The 18,366-nt window shown below is 34.6% G+C and carries 15 protein-coding genes; 5 read left to right on the plus strand and 10 right to left on the minus strand.

Annotated features, from left to right (window positions below; genetic code table 11):
* Positions 1–95: 95 nt before the first annotated feature.
* From ACJJV4_RS14005 to ACJJV4_RS14025, 5 genes are all read left to right on the plus strand, one after another.
* Positions 96–1,400 (plus strand): Kelch repeat-containing protein, encoded by a 1,305-nt coding sequence (locus tag ACJJV4_RS14005; RefSeq protein ID WP_405295498.1) that lies wholly within the window; start codon positions 96–98, stop codon positions 1,398–1,400.
* A gap of 133 nt (positions 1,401–1,533) precedes the next feature.
* Positions 1,534–2,397, plus strand: coding sequence for a hypothetical protein (locus ACJJV4_RS14010; protein ID WP_405295500.1), 864 nt, complete (start codon positions 1,534–1,536; stop codon positions 2,395–2,397).
* A 281-nt stretch (positions 2,398–2,678) separates the two neighbouring features.
* Positions 2,679–3,002, plus strand: coding sequence for a hypothetical protein (locus tag ACJJV4_RS14015; protein WP_405295502.1), 324 nt, complete (start codon positions 2,679–2,681; stop codon positions 3,000–3,002).
* Between the two features lie 159 nt (positions 3,003–3,161).
* Positions 3,162–3,539, plus strand: coding sequence for an ester cyclase (locus ACJJV4_RS14020; protein ID WP_405295504.1), 378 nt, complete (start codon positions 3,162–3,164; stop codon positions 3,537–3,539).
* A gap of 339 nt (positions 3,540–3,878) precedes the next feature.
* Positions 3,879–4,301, plus strand: coding sequence for a hypothetical protein (locus ACJJV4_RS14025; protein ID WP_405295506.1), 423 nt, complete (start codon positions 3,879–3,881; stop codon positions 4,299–4,301).
* Between the two features lie 26 nt (positions 4,302–4,327).
* Here ACJJV4_RS14025 and ACJJV4_RS14030 read toward each other — a convergent pair whose 3' ends face one another.
* The 10 genes from ACJJV4_RS14030 to ACJJV4_RS14075 form a co-directional block, all read right to left on the minus strand.
* Positions 4,328–5,254, minus strand: a complete 927-nt coding sequence (locus ACJJV4_RS14030; RefSeq protein WP_405295508.1) for a hypothetical protein — start codon at positions 5,252–5,254, stop codon at positions 4,328–4,330.
* A 360-nt stretch (positions 5,255–5,614) separates the two neighbouring features.
* The gene (locus ACJJV4_RS14035; protein ID WP_405296545.1) at positions 5,615–6,760 is read right to left on the minus strand and encodes a glycoside hydrolase family 117 protein; all 1,146 of its coding nucleotides are present in this window, start codon (positions 6,758–6,760) and stop codon (positions 5,615–5,617) included.
* An 88-nt stretch (positions 6,761–6,848) separates the two neighbouring features.
* Positions 6,849–7,868, minus strand: a complete 1,020-nt coding sequence (locus tag ACJJV4_RS14040) for an L-rhamnose/proton symporter RhaT (RefSeq protein ID WP_405295510.1) — start codon at positions 7,866–7,868, stop codon at positions 6,849–6,851.
* Between the two features lie 32 nt (positions 7,869–7,900).
* Positions 7,901–8,935, minus strand: a complete 1,035-nt coding sequence (locus tag ACJJV4_RS14045) for an aldose epimerase family protein (protein WP_405295512.1) — start codon at positions 8,933–8,935, stop codon at positions 7,901–7,903.
* 35 nt (positions 8,936–8,970) lie between these two features.
* Positions 8,971–10,065, minus strand: a complete 1,095-nt coding sequence (locus ACJJV4_RS14050; RefSeq protein WP_405295514.1) for a mandelate racemase/muconate lactonizing enzyme family protein — start codon at positions 10,063–10,065, stop codon at positions 8,971–8,973.
* Between the two features lie 10 nt (positions 10,066–10,075).
* Positions 10,076–12,262 carry a glycoside hydrolase family 3 C-terminal domain-containing protein gene (locus tag ACJJV4_RS14055; RefSeq protein WP_405295516.1) on the minus strand — a complete coding sequence of 729 codons (2,187 nt, stop codon included), beginning with the start codon at positions 12,260–12,262 and terminating at the stop codon, positions 10,076–10,078.
* 65 nt (positions 12,263–12,327) lie between these two features.
* Positions 12,328–13,782, minus strand: coding sequence for an aldehyde dehydrogenase (gene aldA, locus ACJJV4_RS14060; protein ID WP_405295518.1), 1,455 nt, complete (start codon positions 13,780–13,782; stop codon positions 12,328–12,330).
* A gap of 13 nt (positions 13,783–13,795) precedes the next feature.
* Positions 13,796–16,282 carry a glycoside hydrolase family 2 protein gene (locus ACJJV4_RS14065; RefSeq protein ID WP_405295520.1) on the minus strand — a complete coding sequence of 829 codons (2,487 nt, stop codon included), beginning with the start codon at positions 16,280–16,282 and terminating at the stop codon, positions 13,796–13,798.
* Positions 16,283–16,328: 46 nt separating this feature from the next.
* Positions 16,329–17,093 (minus strand): SDR family oxidoreductase, encoded by a 765-nt coding sequence (locus ACJJV4_RS14070; protein ID WP_405296546.1) that lies wholly within the window; start codon positions 17,091–17,093, stop codon positions 16,329–16,331.
* 35 nt (positions 17,094–17,128) lie between these two features.
* On the minus strand, positions 17,129–18,145 hold the full coding sequence (locus ACJJV4_RS14075) for a zinc-binding dehydrogenase (RefSeq protein ID WP_405295522.1): 1,017 nt from the start codon (positions 18,143–18,145) through the stop codon (positions 17,129–17,131).
* Positions 18,146–18,366 lie beyond the last annotated feature (221 nt).

The raw sequence follows: 18,366 nt of genomic DNA on the forward strand, positions 1-18,366 counted from the left end.
TATAAGCTTTTTTTTGTAAGTAAATTTATATATTAGCATAAATCGTTAATACTTTTAATGTAAAATATTTTCAACATTCAGAACTAAATAATGACATGATGAATTTTAAAATGTATAAATTATATTTAATAGTTTTATTTCCGCTTTTCATGTTTTCTCAAAAAACAGAAGCACCTATTACATGGATAGATAAAAATGAAAACGAAAACTATGTTGCAAGGCACGAATGCTCATTTGTACAAATTGGGGATAAATTTATGCTATTTGGTGGGCGAGAATCTGCACAAAGGATAGATATATACGATTACTATACAAATACTTGGAGTACAGGAAAAAAGGCACCAAAGGAGTTTAATCATTTTCAAGCCACAGCATATCAAGGTTTCATTTGGGTTGTTGGAGCATTTAAAACTAATAGTTTTCCAAGAGAGATACCCGAAGAGTATATTTGGCTTTATTTTCCGCCTACAAATAGTTGGATTAAAGGTCCAGAGATACCCGAAAATAGAAGGCGTGGAGGTGCAGGTTTGGCTGTGTATCAAAACAAGTTTTATATTATTGGAGGGAATACTATTGGTCACGACGGCGGTTATGTGAACTGGTTTGATGAGTATAATCCTGAAGCTAATACTTGGACTATTTTAGAAGATGCTTCACAGCAGCGAGATCATTTTTCTGCGGCAATTATTGGTAAAAACTTATATGCTGCTGGAGGTAGAAAGTCTGGTGGTGCAGGTGGGGTGTTTTCCCCATTACCAGCAATTGTTGATGTTTATAATTTTGATTCTAAAACTTGGTCAAAATTAGAGGCCAATTTACCAACACCCCGAGCGGCACCTGGTGTAATAGTTTACAATAATGAGTTGCTGGTTATTGGTGGTGAAGGTGAACAACGTGGCCCTGCATATAAACTTGTAGAGGCTTATAATCCTGAAACGGGCGAATGGACGCGTAAAACAGATATGAAATATGCGAGACACGGAACTCAAGCTATTTTATCTGGTAATGGTGTTTATATCGCTGCAGGGTCGCCTGTACAAGGTGGCGGCAGGCAAAGAAACATGGAAGTATATGGTGAGGATAATGCGCAAGGTATAGCGCTTGTAGGATCTAAACTAGCTGCACAACGTAAGGTTAAAATAGCGAAAGGAGAAACTACAACCATAAAACTAAATAATATAGGAGGTAATACAGGCGTCTTTATTAGTGAGGTTACATTAGGAGGAGCACACGGAAACGAGTTCGAGGTAGATTCTGTAATTGAAAATACTTTAGTCAGAATGGGGGAAGAGGTTTCAATTAAAATCAGTCATTTAGGTGAAGTAAGAAAGCAAAAAGCCTTTTTGAAAATTGTATATAATGGAGACCAAGAATTGATAATAAATTTAACGAGTAAATAATTTTTCAGGATTGTTGAAAAAAATTAATGGGCATATTACGCTCTCATTTCAACGACTTTACTAATGTTATACAAAATCCTTTTTTTTCAAACTTATTCTAAATAAAATAATATAACCACCAAAAACTAAACCCATGAAAACTAAATTATTACTAATTACCATTTTTATAGTAAACATCACATTTGCAGATTCTATAGAACGTCCGGTTTTTAATAAAAAGAAAGACATTTTAATCGCCCAATTTGATAGTAAACCGGATCCGGATGATATTCATGCGCAAGCTGCTTTAGGTTCTATGTTGTTACACAAAGATTTAAAAGGAGTAAAATATTATGCTGTAGCAGGAGCAATAGGTGTACAAAAAGGGAAATATATAGATTCTCAAAACTTGTTTAATATGGCATTTGGGAAAAAATGGACGGATGCCCATAAGGATTGGCAAGGATCTGTGAAAAATATTTTAAATAAAGTTCTGCCAGTATTACAAAAAGGAGGTAAGGTTTGGGTTCAAGAGGCTGGACAATCTAACATAACGGCAGACTGGATTGCAGAAGCATTGAAAGTTATTTCAGCAGAAACGGTGAAATCTAATGTAATAGTAGTACAGCATAGTAATTGGAATGAAAAACAAACGGATGGTGTAGACTTAGCATATGTTAAGGAGAAATCTAATTATTTTGCGCTTGATGATGGAAATGCGCCAATGGATGGTAAGCGTGGAGAGCGCGGGCCACATTCCACGCCCGAATATAGAGCTAAAGACATTAAATGGATGGAGTTAGCAAAATTATCCGAAAATAAAAAAGCAAGAAAATTATGGATTGAGGCCGATAGAGTAATTACAGAAATGTTTCCTAAGGGATTTCCCGAGGAGTGGTCTTTTATCCATTTTAACGGCGTAGATTATTCGGATTGTGTAGAAAATTGGTGGATATTTAATATTGGAAATAAAGCAGATAGCACTACTAAATTTTGGAGTCGCTATATTACGCAATAGCTGTTGTTATCTTTCAGATATGAGTGCTGAATTAACCTTTTATATTTGTTGGCAATAATATGGAAAGACTCAGACGAAATTGGAAATGGTTGGTTGGGATTGGGATTTTCCTTCTCATCTATGAAATTCTCGTTCCTTATCAATATAATTTCTATTTAGAAAGAGATTTGATTGACTTTGAGCTGACTGATACGCTAATCATTATCGGAATTGTTTTTCTGATTTCTATTTTCGTTTTTTACAGGTTTTTATCAATCGAAAATGACATAACGCTCAGAATAATGAAGACTGTCGCTTTTTCTGTATTTATGGGATTGGTATATTTTATCTGGATTCAAAGCATTATAATTGCTTCTGGCTTATTTATAAACCGAATAACCAGTACCGATAACGTGACGGAACGTTTTGAAATCGTTTACGTTATGAAAAACGGAGAAGCTGGAATTAGGTCACTAGAAGACCAATATTTTGAAAGAACTGAAAACAAATTTGTGCAATCTGACTTTAATAAAATAAAAGAAGGAGACACAATAAAGATAGATTTTCAAAAAGGTGTTTTTGGAAAAAAGTATTTGAATTCTGGAAAAATAAACATCGTAGAATAGAATACTACTGCCAACACCGTATAAAAATAATTGCTATCTTAAGCTTAAACAAAAGTCGTTGCGTGTTTGTAACGTCTTATTTTCCTTAGGAAAACCCTCGCACACAAATACACAATTTTCCAGATACATAAACCGTTTACCAAAATTTAAAACAGAACTATGAACTTAGAACAGAATAAAAAAAATGCAATAGCATTCTATAAGACAGCTTATGAAGGAAACCCCAAAAATGCAATAGAACAATATGTTGGAAAGGAGTATATTCAACACAACCCAGATGTTGCAGACGGTACTCAAGGATTTATTAATTATTTTGAAAGGATGCAAGAAGAATACCCTGAAAAATCTATTGAATTTGTAAGATGTATTGCTGAAGAAAATTTGGTCGCACTGCATACGCATCAAACATGGCCTGGTAATGACGAGTATATTACAATGGATTTTTTTAGATTTGATGAAAACGGGAAGATATGTGAACATTGGGATTCAATTCAACAAATTCCTAAAGACTCGGCAAATCCGAATAAAATGTACTAATTAGAAACCATTTGCTAAACTGTATATAGTAAATTGGTCTTGCTTTGGCTTACAAAAGTTTAATACTATTTATAAACAACGCAAACCTGAAAAGCTTACCAACTTCACTTTTGAGAACACCGGGAAAAAGGAAATTCTGAAACGAGTAAGATTATTCAAGGCAAATATGTTTGCTGTGTGATAAGCACCAAAAAATGTAACACTAGATAAAAATAATTTAGGCAACGTGCTTACTCAAATGGCTTTATATTTTTGTTACGCCAGATTTTTCTGCAGAAAATCTGGGTACATGTACACGCAACCTTTAAGGAATATTGGCATCTTGTAAAAAAACACAAAATGAAATATAAATACTATCTAATACCAATTTTACTGTTTTTTATCGCTTGTGATAAAACGGATGAACCAATTACCGCTGACGAGTATTTAATCGCTGGAAAATGGGAGCAGACCAAAGCATATATAAGTGCAGGCGGACCTCAATTTTGGGTAGATGTTGATAATGGAGAGGAAATTGAATTTTTTGAAAACGGAACATTTTCGTCAAATCGATTTAGTGAATGTATTACTGGCGATTTTTCGATAGTAGAAAACATTTTGTTTTTAAAGTATAATTGTACTGAATTTAGTACAGAGGCTGAAAACGAAGATGGTTTTATAACCTATAAGTTGGAATTTTTTTTAGATTATTTTATTCTAACACCAACTAGTGGGCCAATTTGTATTGAAGGTTGTAGTTCAAAATATCAAGCTAAAACTTAGCGTTTAGTGATATAGTAATTAACATTTTATTGCCAATTATTTACTTTTTCATTTATTAATTTTGAAAGTTTCTCTGCACCAATATCTGATAAATGGTCTGCGTCGTAAAAATCTTTAGCATCAAATCGATCATCTTTCAATAAATTTAAATAGTTGCAGTTTTTGTTTTTAAGATCTAAGGTTTCGGCTTTTTTTATGGTCACGTTTAACTGCTCTTTATCTAAATTTTGACAATATGTTTCAAAGGCAGGTGTTGTTAATAATAATAATCTAATATTTCTATTATTACACCAGGCTACAATTTCATTTATGGTTATGGTATTAGCATTAAAAACAAGTTTGTAATTAGGTTTATTTATGTAAGTGTTTACACGTGCTCTTGGCTCGCCTGATTTAATTAAATCTTTTGCATTTTCAGATGTAAAGTTAGAACCCCAACCTAATTTTGTAGAAGTAATCGATGGTTTATCCAAGATGTAATAATCAATTAATCTTTTTAAATTAGTTTTAACGGGTAAACTAAGTATTTCGGTGTGATTAATGAAAGACTTTGCCGTGTCCATGTCAAAATAAATTATATAATTTTTTATGCGCCAAAATTCCTCAGTTGCTTCTAGTTTTTCATAAAAGCTAAAGTATGAAATAGGTAAAATAATAGTTTTAAGTTTCTTAAATTTCGATTGGTATTTTTTCAAAATTTCATAATCGTAATCTAATGTTTGAGAAATATAACCAGCATTAAAGGTATTACTCGAAAAAAAAGTTGGGTTCAAACCATAATAGGAATGAGAACTTCCTAAAATTAAAGTTTCAATGTTATTGGAGCCTTTGTTTAAAAATTCTTTCTTTAAAACATAGTCGTTTGGTATCGCTCTCAAAAGAACTTCCATTATTAAAGCTATAGCTAAGAAGGGCAGAGCAATAGATACAATTTTAATTAAGAATTTCTTCATGTTTTAGACTGCCAAGTAAATATATTGATGCTCATTTTTTCCAAATTAAAATAGTGTCATGCTAGAGTTAGTGTACATGTTATAGCTTAATGCTTTTTTTCTTGTTAATGTGCAGTGCTGCACATAAAGGGGGATTTGTTTGCTTTTTGTACAATTCGCTTTATCTCTATTTCACTCTATGCAACCAATATACTTACTTTCTTGCAAATGGTCTATAGGATTACTAAGATCTATAAATTTGGTTGGTTAGGTATAGAGGAGTTTGTAAACAGTTTAAAGTTAAAACGAAAAAAAAATCACAACAATGACTGCTATGAGTAATTGTTGTGATTTTTTGTATCGGAAAGTTAATTTATAACTCTAGTCTTTAGCAACGCCTTTAGCAGTGTGTTTTTTCATTCGCCATGTTTTAAAACCTCTAATATATTGGTAGTCTGAGTTTTTATATTCATGTGTTAACCCCCAACGTAATATTTCAGTTGGTTCTTTTTCGTTGTCTGCAGTTCTATCTAAACCAATGGCGTGTGGTGCACCTTTAACAACGCCTTTAATTTCAAAATTAATACCATCTGGAGCCCATTGTACGGTATTTTTCTCTGGACCATCTGTAGTTATTAATGCTGCTATACCACCATTATAAGGCCAAACACAAATTTCATGGCCACTATTAGAAATAGGGTTGTAAGGCGATTTTACATAAGGACCTTTTGGGTTATCTGCAATGGCAACACCATGTCTAATTTGGCGCCCACCAAAGGTAATAGCTTCACCCATTTGCTCGCCTTTGTAGTATAAGTAAAATTTGCCTTTATAAGGAATAATGCATGGGTCGTGTACTTTATGACTATCAAAATCGCCTTTCTTTTCTACCGCAAATCGATCTTGTTTTTCTCCTTTCCAAATTCCATTATCAGCTGGGCTTAAAATAGGAGCTTCACTTTTAGTCCACGGTCCATTTGGGGATTTAGACCAAGCTAAACCTACTTGGTTTTTTACACGAACACTATATGGGTTTTTAACCGTTTGGTAACATAAATAATAGGTGTCTTCATGTTTCATGATTTCTACGGTAAATACCGAGCGATCATCATAGGCACCCGCTTCGCCTCTAGGTACAGCTAAACCTTCTTCTTTCCATGTTATACCGTCTTCAGAAGTTGCATACCAAATATCGCAACGGTCCCATGGGAAAACTTTATCTTTTACAACGTCGCCACCAAAACCTTGGGAAGGACCAGTACTACGGCTATACCAAACGTAGTATTTTCCATTTTCTTTAATTAATGCACTCGGGTCTCTTCTAACTACACCTTCTTCATAAGCTAAATCGCCTTTTAAATCGAAAACATTATATTCAAAAAACCATTCATTACCTAAATCTGTTGGCCATTTTAAAGCACGTTTTGAAGCTGCACTTAAATGGTCTTTATTTGTGATACCCAAAAAATCTTGTTGCTCATCTGTGATTTCAATTTTGGTTTCAGTAACCTCTTGTTTTTTTTCCATGGTATTACACGAAATTAGCTGTATTGCTATTACTGCTGTTAAAATATATTTTATTTTGTTCATTGTATTTTATTTTTAATTTATGAAATTAAGCTAATGTATTTGAATATGCGATGATAATAATACCTACCACCATTAATGATAATCCCAAGTATAATGAGTTTTTTGCTTTTGCTGAAGCTTTTATCCATTCTTTTGTTATTAAGCCACTTACAATTGCGGTTAAAACACAAGCTGTATTAAAAATGGCATATCCAACACTGCCGCCTAGTTCTTTTCCTAGTTTAAAAGCAGCGTAAGCAAACACCACAGAGGCTGCAAAGTTAAAAACGCCCATAATGGTGGTTAGCAAAATGTTTTTACCTAAATGAGGTGTTTTAAATTTGCTCCATAATTTTTTTGATGATAACTGCTGAACAAAGTAAACAGCAATTGCAACGCCTCCAGACATGTATATAACGTACATTACTGCAATGGCACTTTTCCAAGATGCATTGCCTTGCGCTTGTGATGCTTGGTCTATAATTTCCGATCCGTAAGAAGTAGCAAAACTAAAACCTGTAGCTAATAAACCTCCCACAATGGCAATTAAAATTCCTGTAACCATGGAACCTCCTTTTTTGTCTTCTGCAGTCGCTGCTCCGTCTTCATCTTTTTGACGTAAAATACCAGCACGACCATTAGCCATAACGCCAAGAAGTACTACTACTAAACCTCCTAAAATAGTTAAGAAAACATTGGTTGCTGGAATACCGCCTACAAAAAATGGTATTAAAGAACCAACCAAAATAACGGTTCCAATAAATATTGAGAAGCCTAATGATAAACCAATATAATTAATAGCTTTTCCCCACATCATGGCTCCAATACCCCAAAGTATACTAGATATAATCATACCAATTAAAACATTGCTCGGTATTGCTGCTAATACGTCGGCAAAACCATCAATTAATAAAAATGCGGCAATATTTGGTACCACAAAAGTATTTATGGCGAAAAACATGCTCCATGTATTTTCGAATTCAAAATCTTTGGTGAATTTTTCCGGTAGGGCATATAAGCCTAATAATAATCCTGCAATTATTGCAAATAAAACTCCTGTTATCATAAATATTTTAATTTAGGTTAGTTGTGTTTTTATTACCATCCAAATTTAAAGATGGTTGTACTTTTAAATTCTTCGCCTGCTTTAGTTATCGATTTTGGTGAATTTTCAATGTTTGGTCCGTTTTGGTAACGATGTGTTTCACAGCAAAAACCGCGATATTTTCCATATTGTTCGCCATTTTCTCTCTTTATTTCGTCGGATGTATATTTACCTGTGTATAAAAGCATGCAGGGTTCTGTTGATAGAACTGTTAAGGAACGACCAGATTCTTCAGAAGTAATTTTGGCCACTTCTTGTAGTTTAAAATTAGGATTATCAAACACATAAAAATGCTCGAAACCATCATTCATTGCGGTGTGTACATCTCCAATTGTTTTTCCTTTTGATAAATCGTCAACTTCACCTTCAATTGTTGCAATTTCTCCTGTGGCAGCACCAGTTTCATCCATTTTATGCCTTTTTGTTGTGTTTACTCTGGCATTATGGTTTTCAACATTAGAAGAAAAAGCATTTAAATTAAAATAGGTGTGATTTGTTAAAGCGAGTGGTGTATCCTGATCTGGAGTGGCACTGTAATCAATTTTTAATTCGTTATCTGAAGTTAATGTGAATGTCACGGAAACGGCTATATTTCCTGGGAATCCTTCTTCTAAATCTTTACTGTAAAGCGACATTTTAACTGTGTTGTCAACAGTTTCGGCTTTCCAAATTCGTTTATCGAATCCAACCACGCCTCCATGAAGGTTATTTTCTCCACAATTTTTTGATAACTGATATTTTTTACCGTTTAAAGTAAATTTAGCATCTTTTATTTGCGAGCAATATCTGCCAATAGTTCCACCAAAATAAGGAGAGTTTTCTACATATTCTTTTCCGAAATAACCATCTAAAGTATCAAATCCGCAGGCAATATTTTGGATGTTTCCATTACTGTTTGGTACTTTTATTGAAGTAATAGTTGCTCCATAGTTCGTTATTTTTATTTCGATGCCATTTTCATTTTTTAATGAAAACTGTTTAATATCTTCTCCCAGATAATTTCCGAAAATTGAAATTGTTGCACTCATATGGTTGTATTTAGTTTTAGTTTGTGGTTTAGTATCTATTTAGCTTCGTATGGCGCTAATTTTTCCCAATCGAAAATAACGCCAACACCAGGGTAATCTGGAGCTACCGCTCTGTAATTCTCAACAACCAAAGGTCTTGTTGTATATTCATCAATAGGGAAACTATGTACTTCTAACCAACCAGAATTTGGTTGTGCGGATACTAAGCTTACATGTAATTCTTGCATGCCGTGAGAACATGCAGGAATACCATGTTTGTCTGCTAATCTTGCCGCTGCTAGCCAACCTGTAACGCCACCACAATTGGAAGCATCGGGTTGAACAAACGATAGTTTTGCTTGATCGAAGGCGTATTGAAATTCATGAATGGTATGTAAATTTTCTCCCATAGCTAACGGGAAACCTGTTTTATCAACAATCTCTCCAAAACCTTTATAGTTATCTGGAATAATTGGTTCTTCAAACCAAGTAATATTATAGGGTTTAAAGCCTTCAATAGCTTTAATTGCTTTTTCAACAGTCATGGAGTAGTTGGCGTCTACCATAAAAGTCACATCAGGACCAATATATTCTCTAACAGCTTTAATACGATCTAAATCTTCTTGAAGGTTTTCGCGACCTATTTTTATTTTAACAGCATTAAAACCTTTGGCTAAGTAGCCTTCCATATTCTTTAAAAGCTTTTCTATAGGGAACATTAAATCTATACCTCCACAATAAGCTTTACATGTATTACTTGTGCCTCCAGCCATTTTCCATAGCGGTTGTCCTGCTTTTTTACATTTAATATCCCACAAGGCAATATCTACTGTAGAAATAGCAAAGGATGCAATACCACCACGGCCTACATAGTGAACGTGCCACTCTAAAAAATCGTAAATACCATCAATATCGGTACCTTCTTTACCAACTAAAACATTGGCAAAATCGTGCTCAATCATGGCTTTTATAGCATACCCCCCTTTTCCTCCGGTATAGGTGTATCCTGTGCCTTCACTACCATCTTCCAAGGTAATTGTTGTAGTTATCAGTTCAAAATGATAATGGTCGCCATGTTTAGCATCCGACATTACTTCGGGTAATGGTACCGTAAATAGGCGAACATCTACTTTTGATATTTTTGTACTCATACTATAATTTTTATTTTAATTTAATTATGGTTTCAATAGGTTTTGCAGAACCTAATTCAATACTTCTTTTACTCGGCAAGGCGTTTGAAATTATTATTTTATAAGTGCCTTTCATCCAAACTTTTTCACCTTCTAAATTAATTTGGTTTAGTTGTTCTGTATTAAACCTAAAGTCTACTTTTTTTGTTTCTCCGGCTTTCAGGGATATTCTTTCAAATCCTTTTAATGAATACATCGGCAGATAGCCAGGTCCATCTATTGGGACTAAATAGGCTTGTACAACCTCCTCAAAATCCTTTTTTCCGTTGTTTTTTACATCTACTGAAATGTTTAATTCATTACCTTCTTTTACACTTTTAGTGTTTGAAGTGATATTACTAAACTCTGATGACGTGTATGATAGCCCAAAACCAAAAGGATACATGGGCTCTTTTGTCATGTATTTGTATGTTCTGCCTTTCATATTATAATCATCAAAAGCAGGTAGTTGCTCAACATTTTTCGGAAAAGTAATTGGTAAGTGTCCAGAAGGAGCAACGTCACCAAATAGCACATCGGCAACAGCATTACCACCTTGTTCTCCAGGATACCACATGCAAACAACGGCATCAACAAGCGGCTCAACTTCTTCTAAAGAAACAGGGCTTCCAGTGCCTAAAACCAAAATAATAGGCCCTTTTTTGTGCTCACAAAGTTCTTTTATGTAGTCTATTTGGCTTTGTGGAAGTTTTAAATCTTTTCGATCGCCTTTGTGTTCCGATGCTATGGCATCGACCTCTTCTCCTTCAATTTCATTTGAAATACCTACAACCACAATAGTCGCTTCTACTTGCCCAGCTACTTTAGGAGCCCAGTTTAAAGGATTTAAATTTTTGTTAAAAGGCAAAACGCCTTGTCTATAATTTAATGAAGTTCCTAATGAAACTTTATCGGTTACACCTTCTAAAACAGTTACTAAATTGGCAGACATACCGTAGTAATTCGCCATTAAAATATTGCTTGAAGAAGAAAACGGACCTGTGATATATAAAGTTTTTATATTTTTATCTAGAGGTAATATATTGTCTTTGTTTTTTAAAAGCACAATAGATTGTTGGGCCACTTTTCGTGCTAAATCTTTATGCTCATCAGAGTTTATAACTTCTGATGTTACATTGTTAAACGGATTGCTTTCTGCTTTATCAAAGAAGCCTAGTTTAAAACGAATTAAGAAAAGTTGTTTTAAACGCTCATTTACAAGTTCTTCAGTTATTAAATTTTGGTCAATAGCAGATTGAATATTTTGATATACCCAACCGCAATTTAAATTTACGCCCGCATTCATGGCTAAAGCCACAGCTTCTTCAACTGTTTTAGCTTTTTTGTGTCCTTTTAAAATATCACCTAAAGCACCACAATCTGAAACAATATAGCCGTTAAAACCCCATTGTTTTTTTAATAATTCATCTAGTAAAAACTCACTACTACACGATGGATCTCCATAAACAGCGTTGTACGCACCCATTACACCTTGTACATTACCTTCTTTTACTAGGGCTTCAAAAGCGGGCAAGTATGTTTCGTATAAGTCTAATTTTGATGGGGATGCATTAAAAGAATGTCTTAATTCTTCGGGTCCAGAATGTACTGCAAAATGTTTTGCACACGCCGTAGCTTTAAAATATTTTGAATCGTTGCCTTGTAAACCTTTTACATAGGCTACTCCAATTTTAGATGTTAAAAAAGGATCTTCGCCATAAGTTTCTTGGCCACGTCCCCAACGCGGATCTCTAAAGATGTTTACGTTTGGCGACCAAAACGTTAATCCTGCATACAAGCCTTTATTATTCATGGCCTGAGCAATTTTGAATTTAGCTCTTCCTTCGTCTGAAATAGCTGTAGTCATTTCTTGAATTAAATCAGGATTAAAGGTTGCTCCCATGGCAATACCTTGCGGAAAAATAGTTGCTTTTCCGTTACGCGCTATACCATGAAGTGACTCGTTCCACCAGTTGTATTCTGGAACGCCTAGTCTTGGGACGGCCGGTGTTTCATTTAAAAATTGAGCTACTTTTTCTTTTAAAGTCATAGCCTCAATTAACAAATCGGCTCTTTCTTCAAAAGGTAAAGTTTCATCAAACCATTTATAGTTATTCTGAGCATAGCTTTGCAAGGCTATACTAAATATCATAAAAAGATTTAATATGGATATCTTCATGTGTTGTATATTAAAAATAAACATGAGTTGACTTTGGATTGCTTAAAATCAACTCATGTTACTTATTAGGCTTTATGTTTGATATAAAATGTTTTCTTTTCCATGTATTGTTCAAAACCATATTTACCATCTTCACCACCAGAACCAGATAATTTGTAACCGTTATGGAAACCTTGGTGTTGCTCACCATGACCTCTATTTACATAAATTTCACCGTATTCTAACTCATCATTGCATTTCATGATGGTATTCATGTCATTTGTGAAAACCATAGCAGCTAAACCATATTCGCAATCGTTAGCATACCCAATAACTTCTTCAAAAGTTTTGAATTTCAAAACAGGTAATATTGGGCCGAATGACTCTTCGTGAACAATAGTCATATTTTGAGTTACATTTGTTAGTACCGTTGGCTCAAACCAATAGCCTTTTTCAAATCCAGAACCCGTTGGTCTTTTTCCTCCCGTTGCAATAGTTGCACCTTCTTTGACACTTACTTCTACTAAATGTTCCATATGCTTTAACTCTGCAGCATTTACTTTTGGTCCCATATCTGTTTCTTCTAACATTGGGTCGCCAACTTTAATGTTTTTAGTAGCAGCTATAAATTTTTCCATAAAGGTGTCATAGATATCTTCATGCACATACATACGTTCATTACAAGTACAAACTTGTCCGCAATTATCGAAACGAGAATGTAATGCAGATGCTACTGCAGCATCAATATCGGCATCTTCAAATACGATAAAAGGTGCTTTTCCACCTAGCTCTAGTTGCACATGTGTTAAGTTTTGCGCCGCGTTTCTAGCAATTTGTTGTCCAACAGGGGTAGAGCCCGTCATGGTTACCATTTTACAAATAGGACTCTCGACTAAAGCATTACCCATAGCGCGACCCGGACCTGTTAAAATATTTATTACACCTGCAGGAATACCTACTTTTTGTGCTAAATAGCCAAGTTCTAAAGTCGCTAAAGGAGTTTCGGAAGTTGGTTTTATTACAATACTATTTCCTGCTACTAAAGCAGGACCTAATTTACGTCCTGCCAAGGCCAATGGAAAGTTCCATGCTGTAATGGCTACTACAACTCCGCGAGGTACTTTTTGAATCCAAATTTGCTCGTTCGGGTTATCTGAAGGAATAATATCACCCTCAATTCTTCTTGCTCCTTCGCAGGCATATTCGATAAAAGAGGCAGTAACAGCAACTTCAAAACGAGCTACTTTTAATAGTTTACCTTGTTCTTTTACTAATAGTTGAGCTAAATGCTCTGTGTTAGCTTTAATTTCATCAGCTAATTTATATAGCAATTCTGCTCTTGATCGAGCTGGTAATTTTTTCCATTCTTTTTGTGCTTTGTCAGCAGCTTCAAGTGCTTCTAGAGCTTCTGCTGCAGTACCGTTTTGAACACGTGCTACTATTTCTTCCGTAGAAGGGTTTACAATATCAATGGTATCACCAGAAGTTGAAGTTCTCCATTCTCCATTAATAAATAATTGGTATTCTTTAATTTCTGCCATTTTAGTTTGATTTTTATTGTTTTTTAGTTTTAAATCCTCGTGCTATAATTGTATCCGTTTTACTTTGATATTCTTCACCGTTTTCTCCAGTTAGTTTATCAAAAAACTGATTGTAATTTGAATATTTGTACAATGCATTTCTTTTTCTAATTTCATTACCCATAGCTTTAAACTCTTTTGCAGCCTGATTATGATCGCCTATTAAAAGCATATATTTATTAATAGAAATGATTTGTCCTTTTTTATCTTTTAATTCTAAATTTATGTAGAAGTTGTTTTTGACTTTCTTTAAAACATCGGTATTTAAATCGAACCATTTTTTAGAACTGTTTTCTTCTATTTTATCTATTTTAAATGACCCTTTATCTAATACTGCCTCATTATCATTGGTTATGGTGTAATTTGCAGATAGGTTGTCATAGGCTTTGTGAAAATCGTTCACAATCCAAATTTTACCTTTAAACGTCTCGTTGTTTAACCATCTGCGTTTATCAAATTGAAGGTTAATTAAAACGGGTTGATATGCCGTTTTTACATAATTGTATGAACGTTTTGTTTTTTGATAATTATCAACAATACCCCATTTCATGTCGGGCCAATAGGTAATAAAATGACAAAGCGCAATACCACTTGTTTTTGGTTTATTTCTTCTGAAATGCTCTATGGAAAGTTGAAAAATTATCCCTTGTGCGTCTTGTGTTGCATCAACAAATTCTTGAAGTGATTCTGTTTTTTCGCTTCCGAAGGTGTCAAAATTTTGTGCTCTCAATCGATCTAAATCGGCCCAATGATGTCCCCAGCTTGGTCCAGGAGGCCACATTTCATTTTCAGGAATAAATTTCTTTAAGCTTTCTACATTTGGAACCGAGGTAATAGCTAATTCTGGAACTATAGGGAAATCTAATTTTGCATACCAGTCTTCCATAGGCGCATGGCCCATGTTATAAAAATAGGCGAGTGCATGTACGGCTTCTTTAGTTTTATAACCAGCCTCTTGAGAGGCTTCGCATGTTAATGGAGAGTCTGGAACATAAGGTAAATCTACCTGCTCTTGCAATGTACTGCCTAAACGTTCTAGAAATGAACGTGTGAATTTTGGATCTCCAGAGCGCAAAAACATTTCTTCTCCGCCCTCCATCATAATAAGAGACGGATTGTTTCTACGTTCTTTAATAACAGCTACACCTTCTGCAATGGTTGTTTCAATAAAATTTTCGTCATGTGCCAAATTTCCAGTACCTAAAGGAATAATATCATTCCAAACGGTTATACCGGCTTCATTACATAATTCATAAAACAAAGGTATTTCTGAGGGATGCCATCCGAAAATTCGAATATTATTCATGTTTGCTTCTTTAGCTAACTGAATTAATTTTCTGTATTTGGCTTTCGAAGTACGACCCTTAAATATATCTGGTGGGCCACCCCAACAGGCAGAACGGATGAATATTTTTTTGCCATTAATAAGAGTTGTTCTCGGGAAACTTACTTCATCTCTAGTAAAACCTGGGTTCCATTCCATTTTAACTTCACGAATTCCAAAAGTGGTTTCTTTAAAATCATGATTGATTTTATTTTGTGATAACGAGAGTTTTGAGGTGTATAAATTAGGTTTTCCTAAATCCCAAGGCCACCATAATTTCGCGTTTTTAATTAAAATATCTTTTTTTACAGTATGTTTACCAGGTGCTATTTTTTCTGTAAACACTGTAGTAATCTCTTCTGAGTCGAAGTTTTTGCCCTGAATGGAAGACGTAAAAGTTATTTCTTTTGCTACCGTTTCTGTGTTTTCTACTTCTACTTCGAGTGTTACTTTAGCATTGTTATTTGCTCCTATTTTCGGACGTAAATACACATCTTTAATTCTCGCTTTTCCAGTATATACCATTTTTATAGGTCTATAAATTCCAAAAGGAATTAAATCGCGCCAATAATCTCCAAACCAAGGTGTTTTTCTTCCTGCTACTTTTGCGTTTACCTGCGGGGGAGGAGCTAGCCTAATCATTAAAATATTGGAACTGGCTAAGTTTTTTTTGCTACTACGAATAGCATGATTAATATCGAATGAAAAACCAGAAAAGGCACCTTCGTGACTGCCTAAATAATGACCATTTAACCAAATATCACATGCATAATCCACACCATCAAAATCTAATCGAACTAATTGGTCTGTTAAATCTTGAGTTACGTTAAATTGTAATGAATACCACCACTCATAATGCATTACCCATTGTGCTTTTACACTGTTCCGTCCAAAATAAGGGTCTTCAATAGCTCCTATTTTCCACAAATCAGTATAAACATCTCCAGGTACTTGTGCTGCATTCCAAACTAAGGTTTCAATATCTTCGGGAGGAAGCTCATGTAAACCTGCCTTAACACCTTCACCAGGAAGCATCATTTTCATCTTCCATTTAAAGCCACTTAAATCTTGCGATAACTGGCTATTATCTTTATGCGAGATTTCAGACCCGGGTTGAGCCAGGACTGAAATCGACATAAAGCATATTATGATTAAGGTTATAAGTTTCATCTTTGTTATAAAATTAGCGTCCCATCCATCCGCCGTCTACTAGCGTGATTGATCCATGCATATAATCTGATGCTTTAGAGCATAAGAATACTATAGGACCTGCAAAATCTTGAGGTTCTCCCCAACGACCTGCTGGTATACGTGCCAAAATGGAATCTGCACGTTCTGGATTGTTTCGCAAAGCTTCGGTATTATCTGTTGCAATGTAACCTGGCGCAATACCATTAACGTTTACGCCTTTACTTGCCCATTCGTTTGCAAATGCCATAATCATTTGTCCGATAGCGCCTTTACTTGCCGCATAACCTGGTACAGTAATTCCGCCTTGGTATGTTAATAAGGATGCTGTAAATACAATTTTACCAGATCCGCGAGCAATCATATCTTTTCCAAATTCACGCGTTAAAATAAATTGTGAGTTTTGGTTTACTTCAATCACTTTATCCCACATATCATCTGGATGTTCGGCAGCAGGTGTTCTTAAAATGGTTCCTGCGTTATTTACCAAAATGTCTATTTGAGCATGGTTTGCTTTTACATCATTAATAAATGTGTACAATGCCTTTCTATCGCTAAAATCACATTGGTATGCTGTAAATTTTTTACCTAAAGCAGTGACTTCTTTCTCAATAGCGCTACCTTCTAATTCTAACGAAGCCGATACACCAATTATATCTGCACCAGCTTCTGCTAATGCAATAGCCATACCTTTTCCAATGCCTCTTTTACAACCTGTTACTATGGCTGTTTTTCCTTCTAAACTGAAACTATTTAAAATACTCATTATGTATATTATTTATGTGTTTTTATATATTATAAAGAACAATCCATTAAAACTTTCATGCCATCAGGGTTGTTGTCGATATTTTCAAAAACTTGTTGAATATTAGTTAGTGGTTGAACATCTGTTATCATCTCTTCAAAAGGCAACTTGTTTTCTGTAATTAAAGTAATTGCTTTTTCGTAATCTTCTTTTTCGTAAACACGAGCGCCTATTAATGTTAATTCTTTCCAGAAAAATTTAAATAAATCCACTTCTTTTTTAACACCGTGAATGGCAACCATTACAATTCTACCGCGAATTCCTGCTACTTCACACATTATGTCTAATGCAGGTTGCACTCCTGCAACTTCAAAAACAACATCGGCTTTTCTGCCTTCAGTTTTACTACTTACATAATCAACTAAGTCTACATCTATAGGACTCACAGCATCAAAACCAAGGGCTTTAGCTTTTTCAATACGCTTAGGGTTTACTTCCGAAATAATGACTTGAGCACCAACTTCTTTAGCTACCATAGCCACCAATAATCCAATTGGACCACCGCCCAAAACAACGGCAGTTTCACCTTTTACTAAGCCACTTCTTCGAACATCGTGTGTAGCAACCGATAATGGCTCAATTAATGCAGCCAATTTTAAGTCGGTACTTTCTTTAAGTTTATGTAATGTAAAAGCCGGCACATTCCAGTACTGTTGCATGGCTCCAGGACTATCTATTCCAATAAATTTTAACTCTTCACATATGTGATTAAACCCTTTATCAGATGGTTTTACTTTTCTATCATCTAAAGGACGAACTACTACTTTTTCGCCAACAGAAAAATCCATAACACCTTCGCCTACAGCTTCAATAACACCAGACATTTCATGACCGATAGTTACAGGAATACTAACACGTTTATCCATCATGCCATGATAGATATGGACATCTGTTCCGCAAACGCCAACGTAGGCTACTTTAATTTGAACTTCACCCGTTTTAGGTTGTTCTATTTCTTTGTCGATTACTTTGAAGGTTTTGTTGCCTTCGTAGAGTGTTGCTTTCATTTTATGTTTTATTTGTTTCAGTTGAAGATTTTATTCTGCTCAAAATATGCTTGCCAGAACTTACGTTACAATTTTAGTTACTTTATCTTTTATGTTGTAACAGATATGGTTTTAGATATATCTCATATCGGTTTTGAGTAAAAAAAATGTGTTTTTCGATTCAGAATACAGCCATGTGTAGTGAGATTTTAAATGTTTAGTTTACTACATTAAAAAAAATA

This window comes from Algibacter sp. Ld11 (assembly GCF_045066735.1).
Lineage (GTDB): Bacteria > Bacteroidota > Bacteroidia > Flavobacteriales > Flavobacteriaceae > Algibacter.

Bases quoted from the DNA above. Each gene is read 5' to 3' on its own strand.
- ACJJV4_RS14005 (WP_405295498.1), top strand. From the start codon at position 96: ATGATGAATTTTAAAATGTATAAATTATATTTAATAGTTTTATTTCCG.
- ACJJV4_RS14010 (WP_405295500.1), top strand. From the start codon at position 1,534: ATGAAAACTAAATTATTACTAATTACCATTTTTATAGTAAACATCACA.
- ACJJV4_RS14015 (WP_405295502.1), top strand. From the start codon at position 2,679: ATGAAGACTGTCGCTTTTTCTGTATTTATGGGATTGGTATATTTTATC.
- ACJJV4_RS14020 (WP_405295504.1), top strand. From the start codon at position 3,162: ATGAACTTAGAACAGAATAAAAAAAATGCAATAGCATTCTATAAGACA.
- ACJJV4_RS14025 (WP_405295506.1), top strand. From the start codon at position 3,879: ATGAAATATAAATACTATCTAATACCAATTTTACTGTTTTTTATCGCT.
- ACJJV4_RS14030 (WP_405295508.1), bottom strand. From the start codon at position 5,254: ATGAAGAAATTCTTAATTAAAATTGTATCTATTGCTCTGCCCTTCTTA.
- ACJJV4_RS14035 (WP_405296545.1), bottom strand. From the start codon at position 6,760: ATGGAAAAAAAACAAGAGGTTACTGAAACCAAAATTGAAATCACAGAT.
- ACJJV4_RS14040 (WP_405295510.1), bottom strand. From the start codon at position 7,868: ATGATAACAGGAGTTTTATTTGCAATAATTGCAGGATTATTATTAGGC.
- ACJJV4_RS14045 (WP_405295512.1), bottom strand. From the start codon at position 8,935: ATGAGTGCAACAATTTCAATTTTCGGAAATTATCTGGGAGAAGATATT.
- ACJJV4_RS14050 (WP_405295514.1), bottom strand. From the start codon at position 10,065: ATGAGTACAAAAATATCAAAAGTAGATGTTCGCCTATTTACGGTACCA.
- ACJJV4_RS14055 (WP_405295516.1), bottom strand. From the start codon at position 12,262: ATGAAGATATCCATATTAAATCTTTTTATGATATTTAGTATAGCCTTG.
- aldA (WP_405295518.1), bottom strand. From the start codon at position 13,782: ATGGCAGAAATTAAAGAATACCAATTATTTATTAATGGAGAATGGAGA.
- ACJJV4_RS14065 (WP_405295520.1), bottom strand. From the start codon at position 16,282: ATGTCGATTTCAGTCCTGGCTCAACCCGGGTCTGAAATCTCGCATAAA.
- ACJJV4_RS14075 (WP_405295522.1), bottom strand. From the start codon at position 18,145: ATGAAAGCAACACTCTACGAAGGCAACAAAACCTTCAAAGTAATCGAC.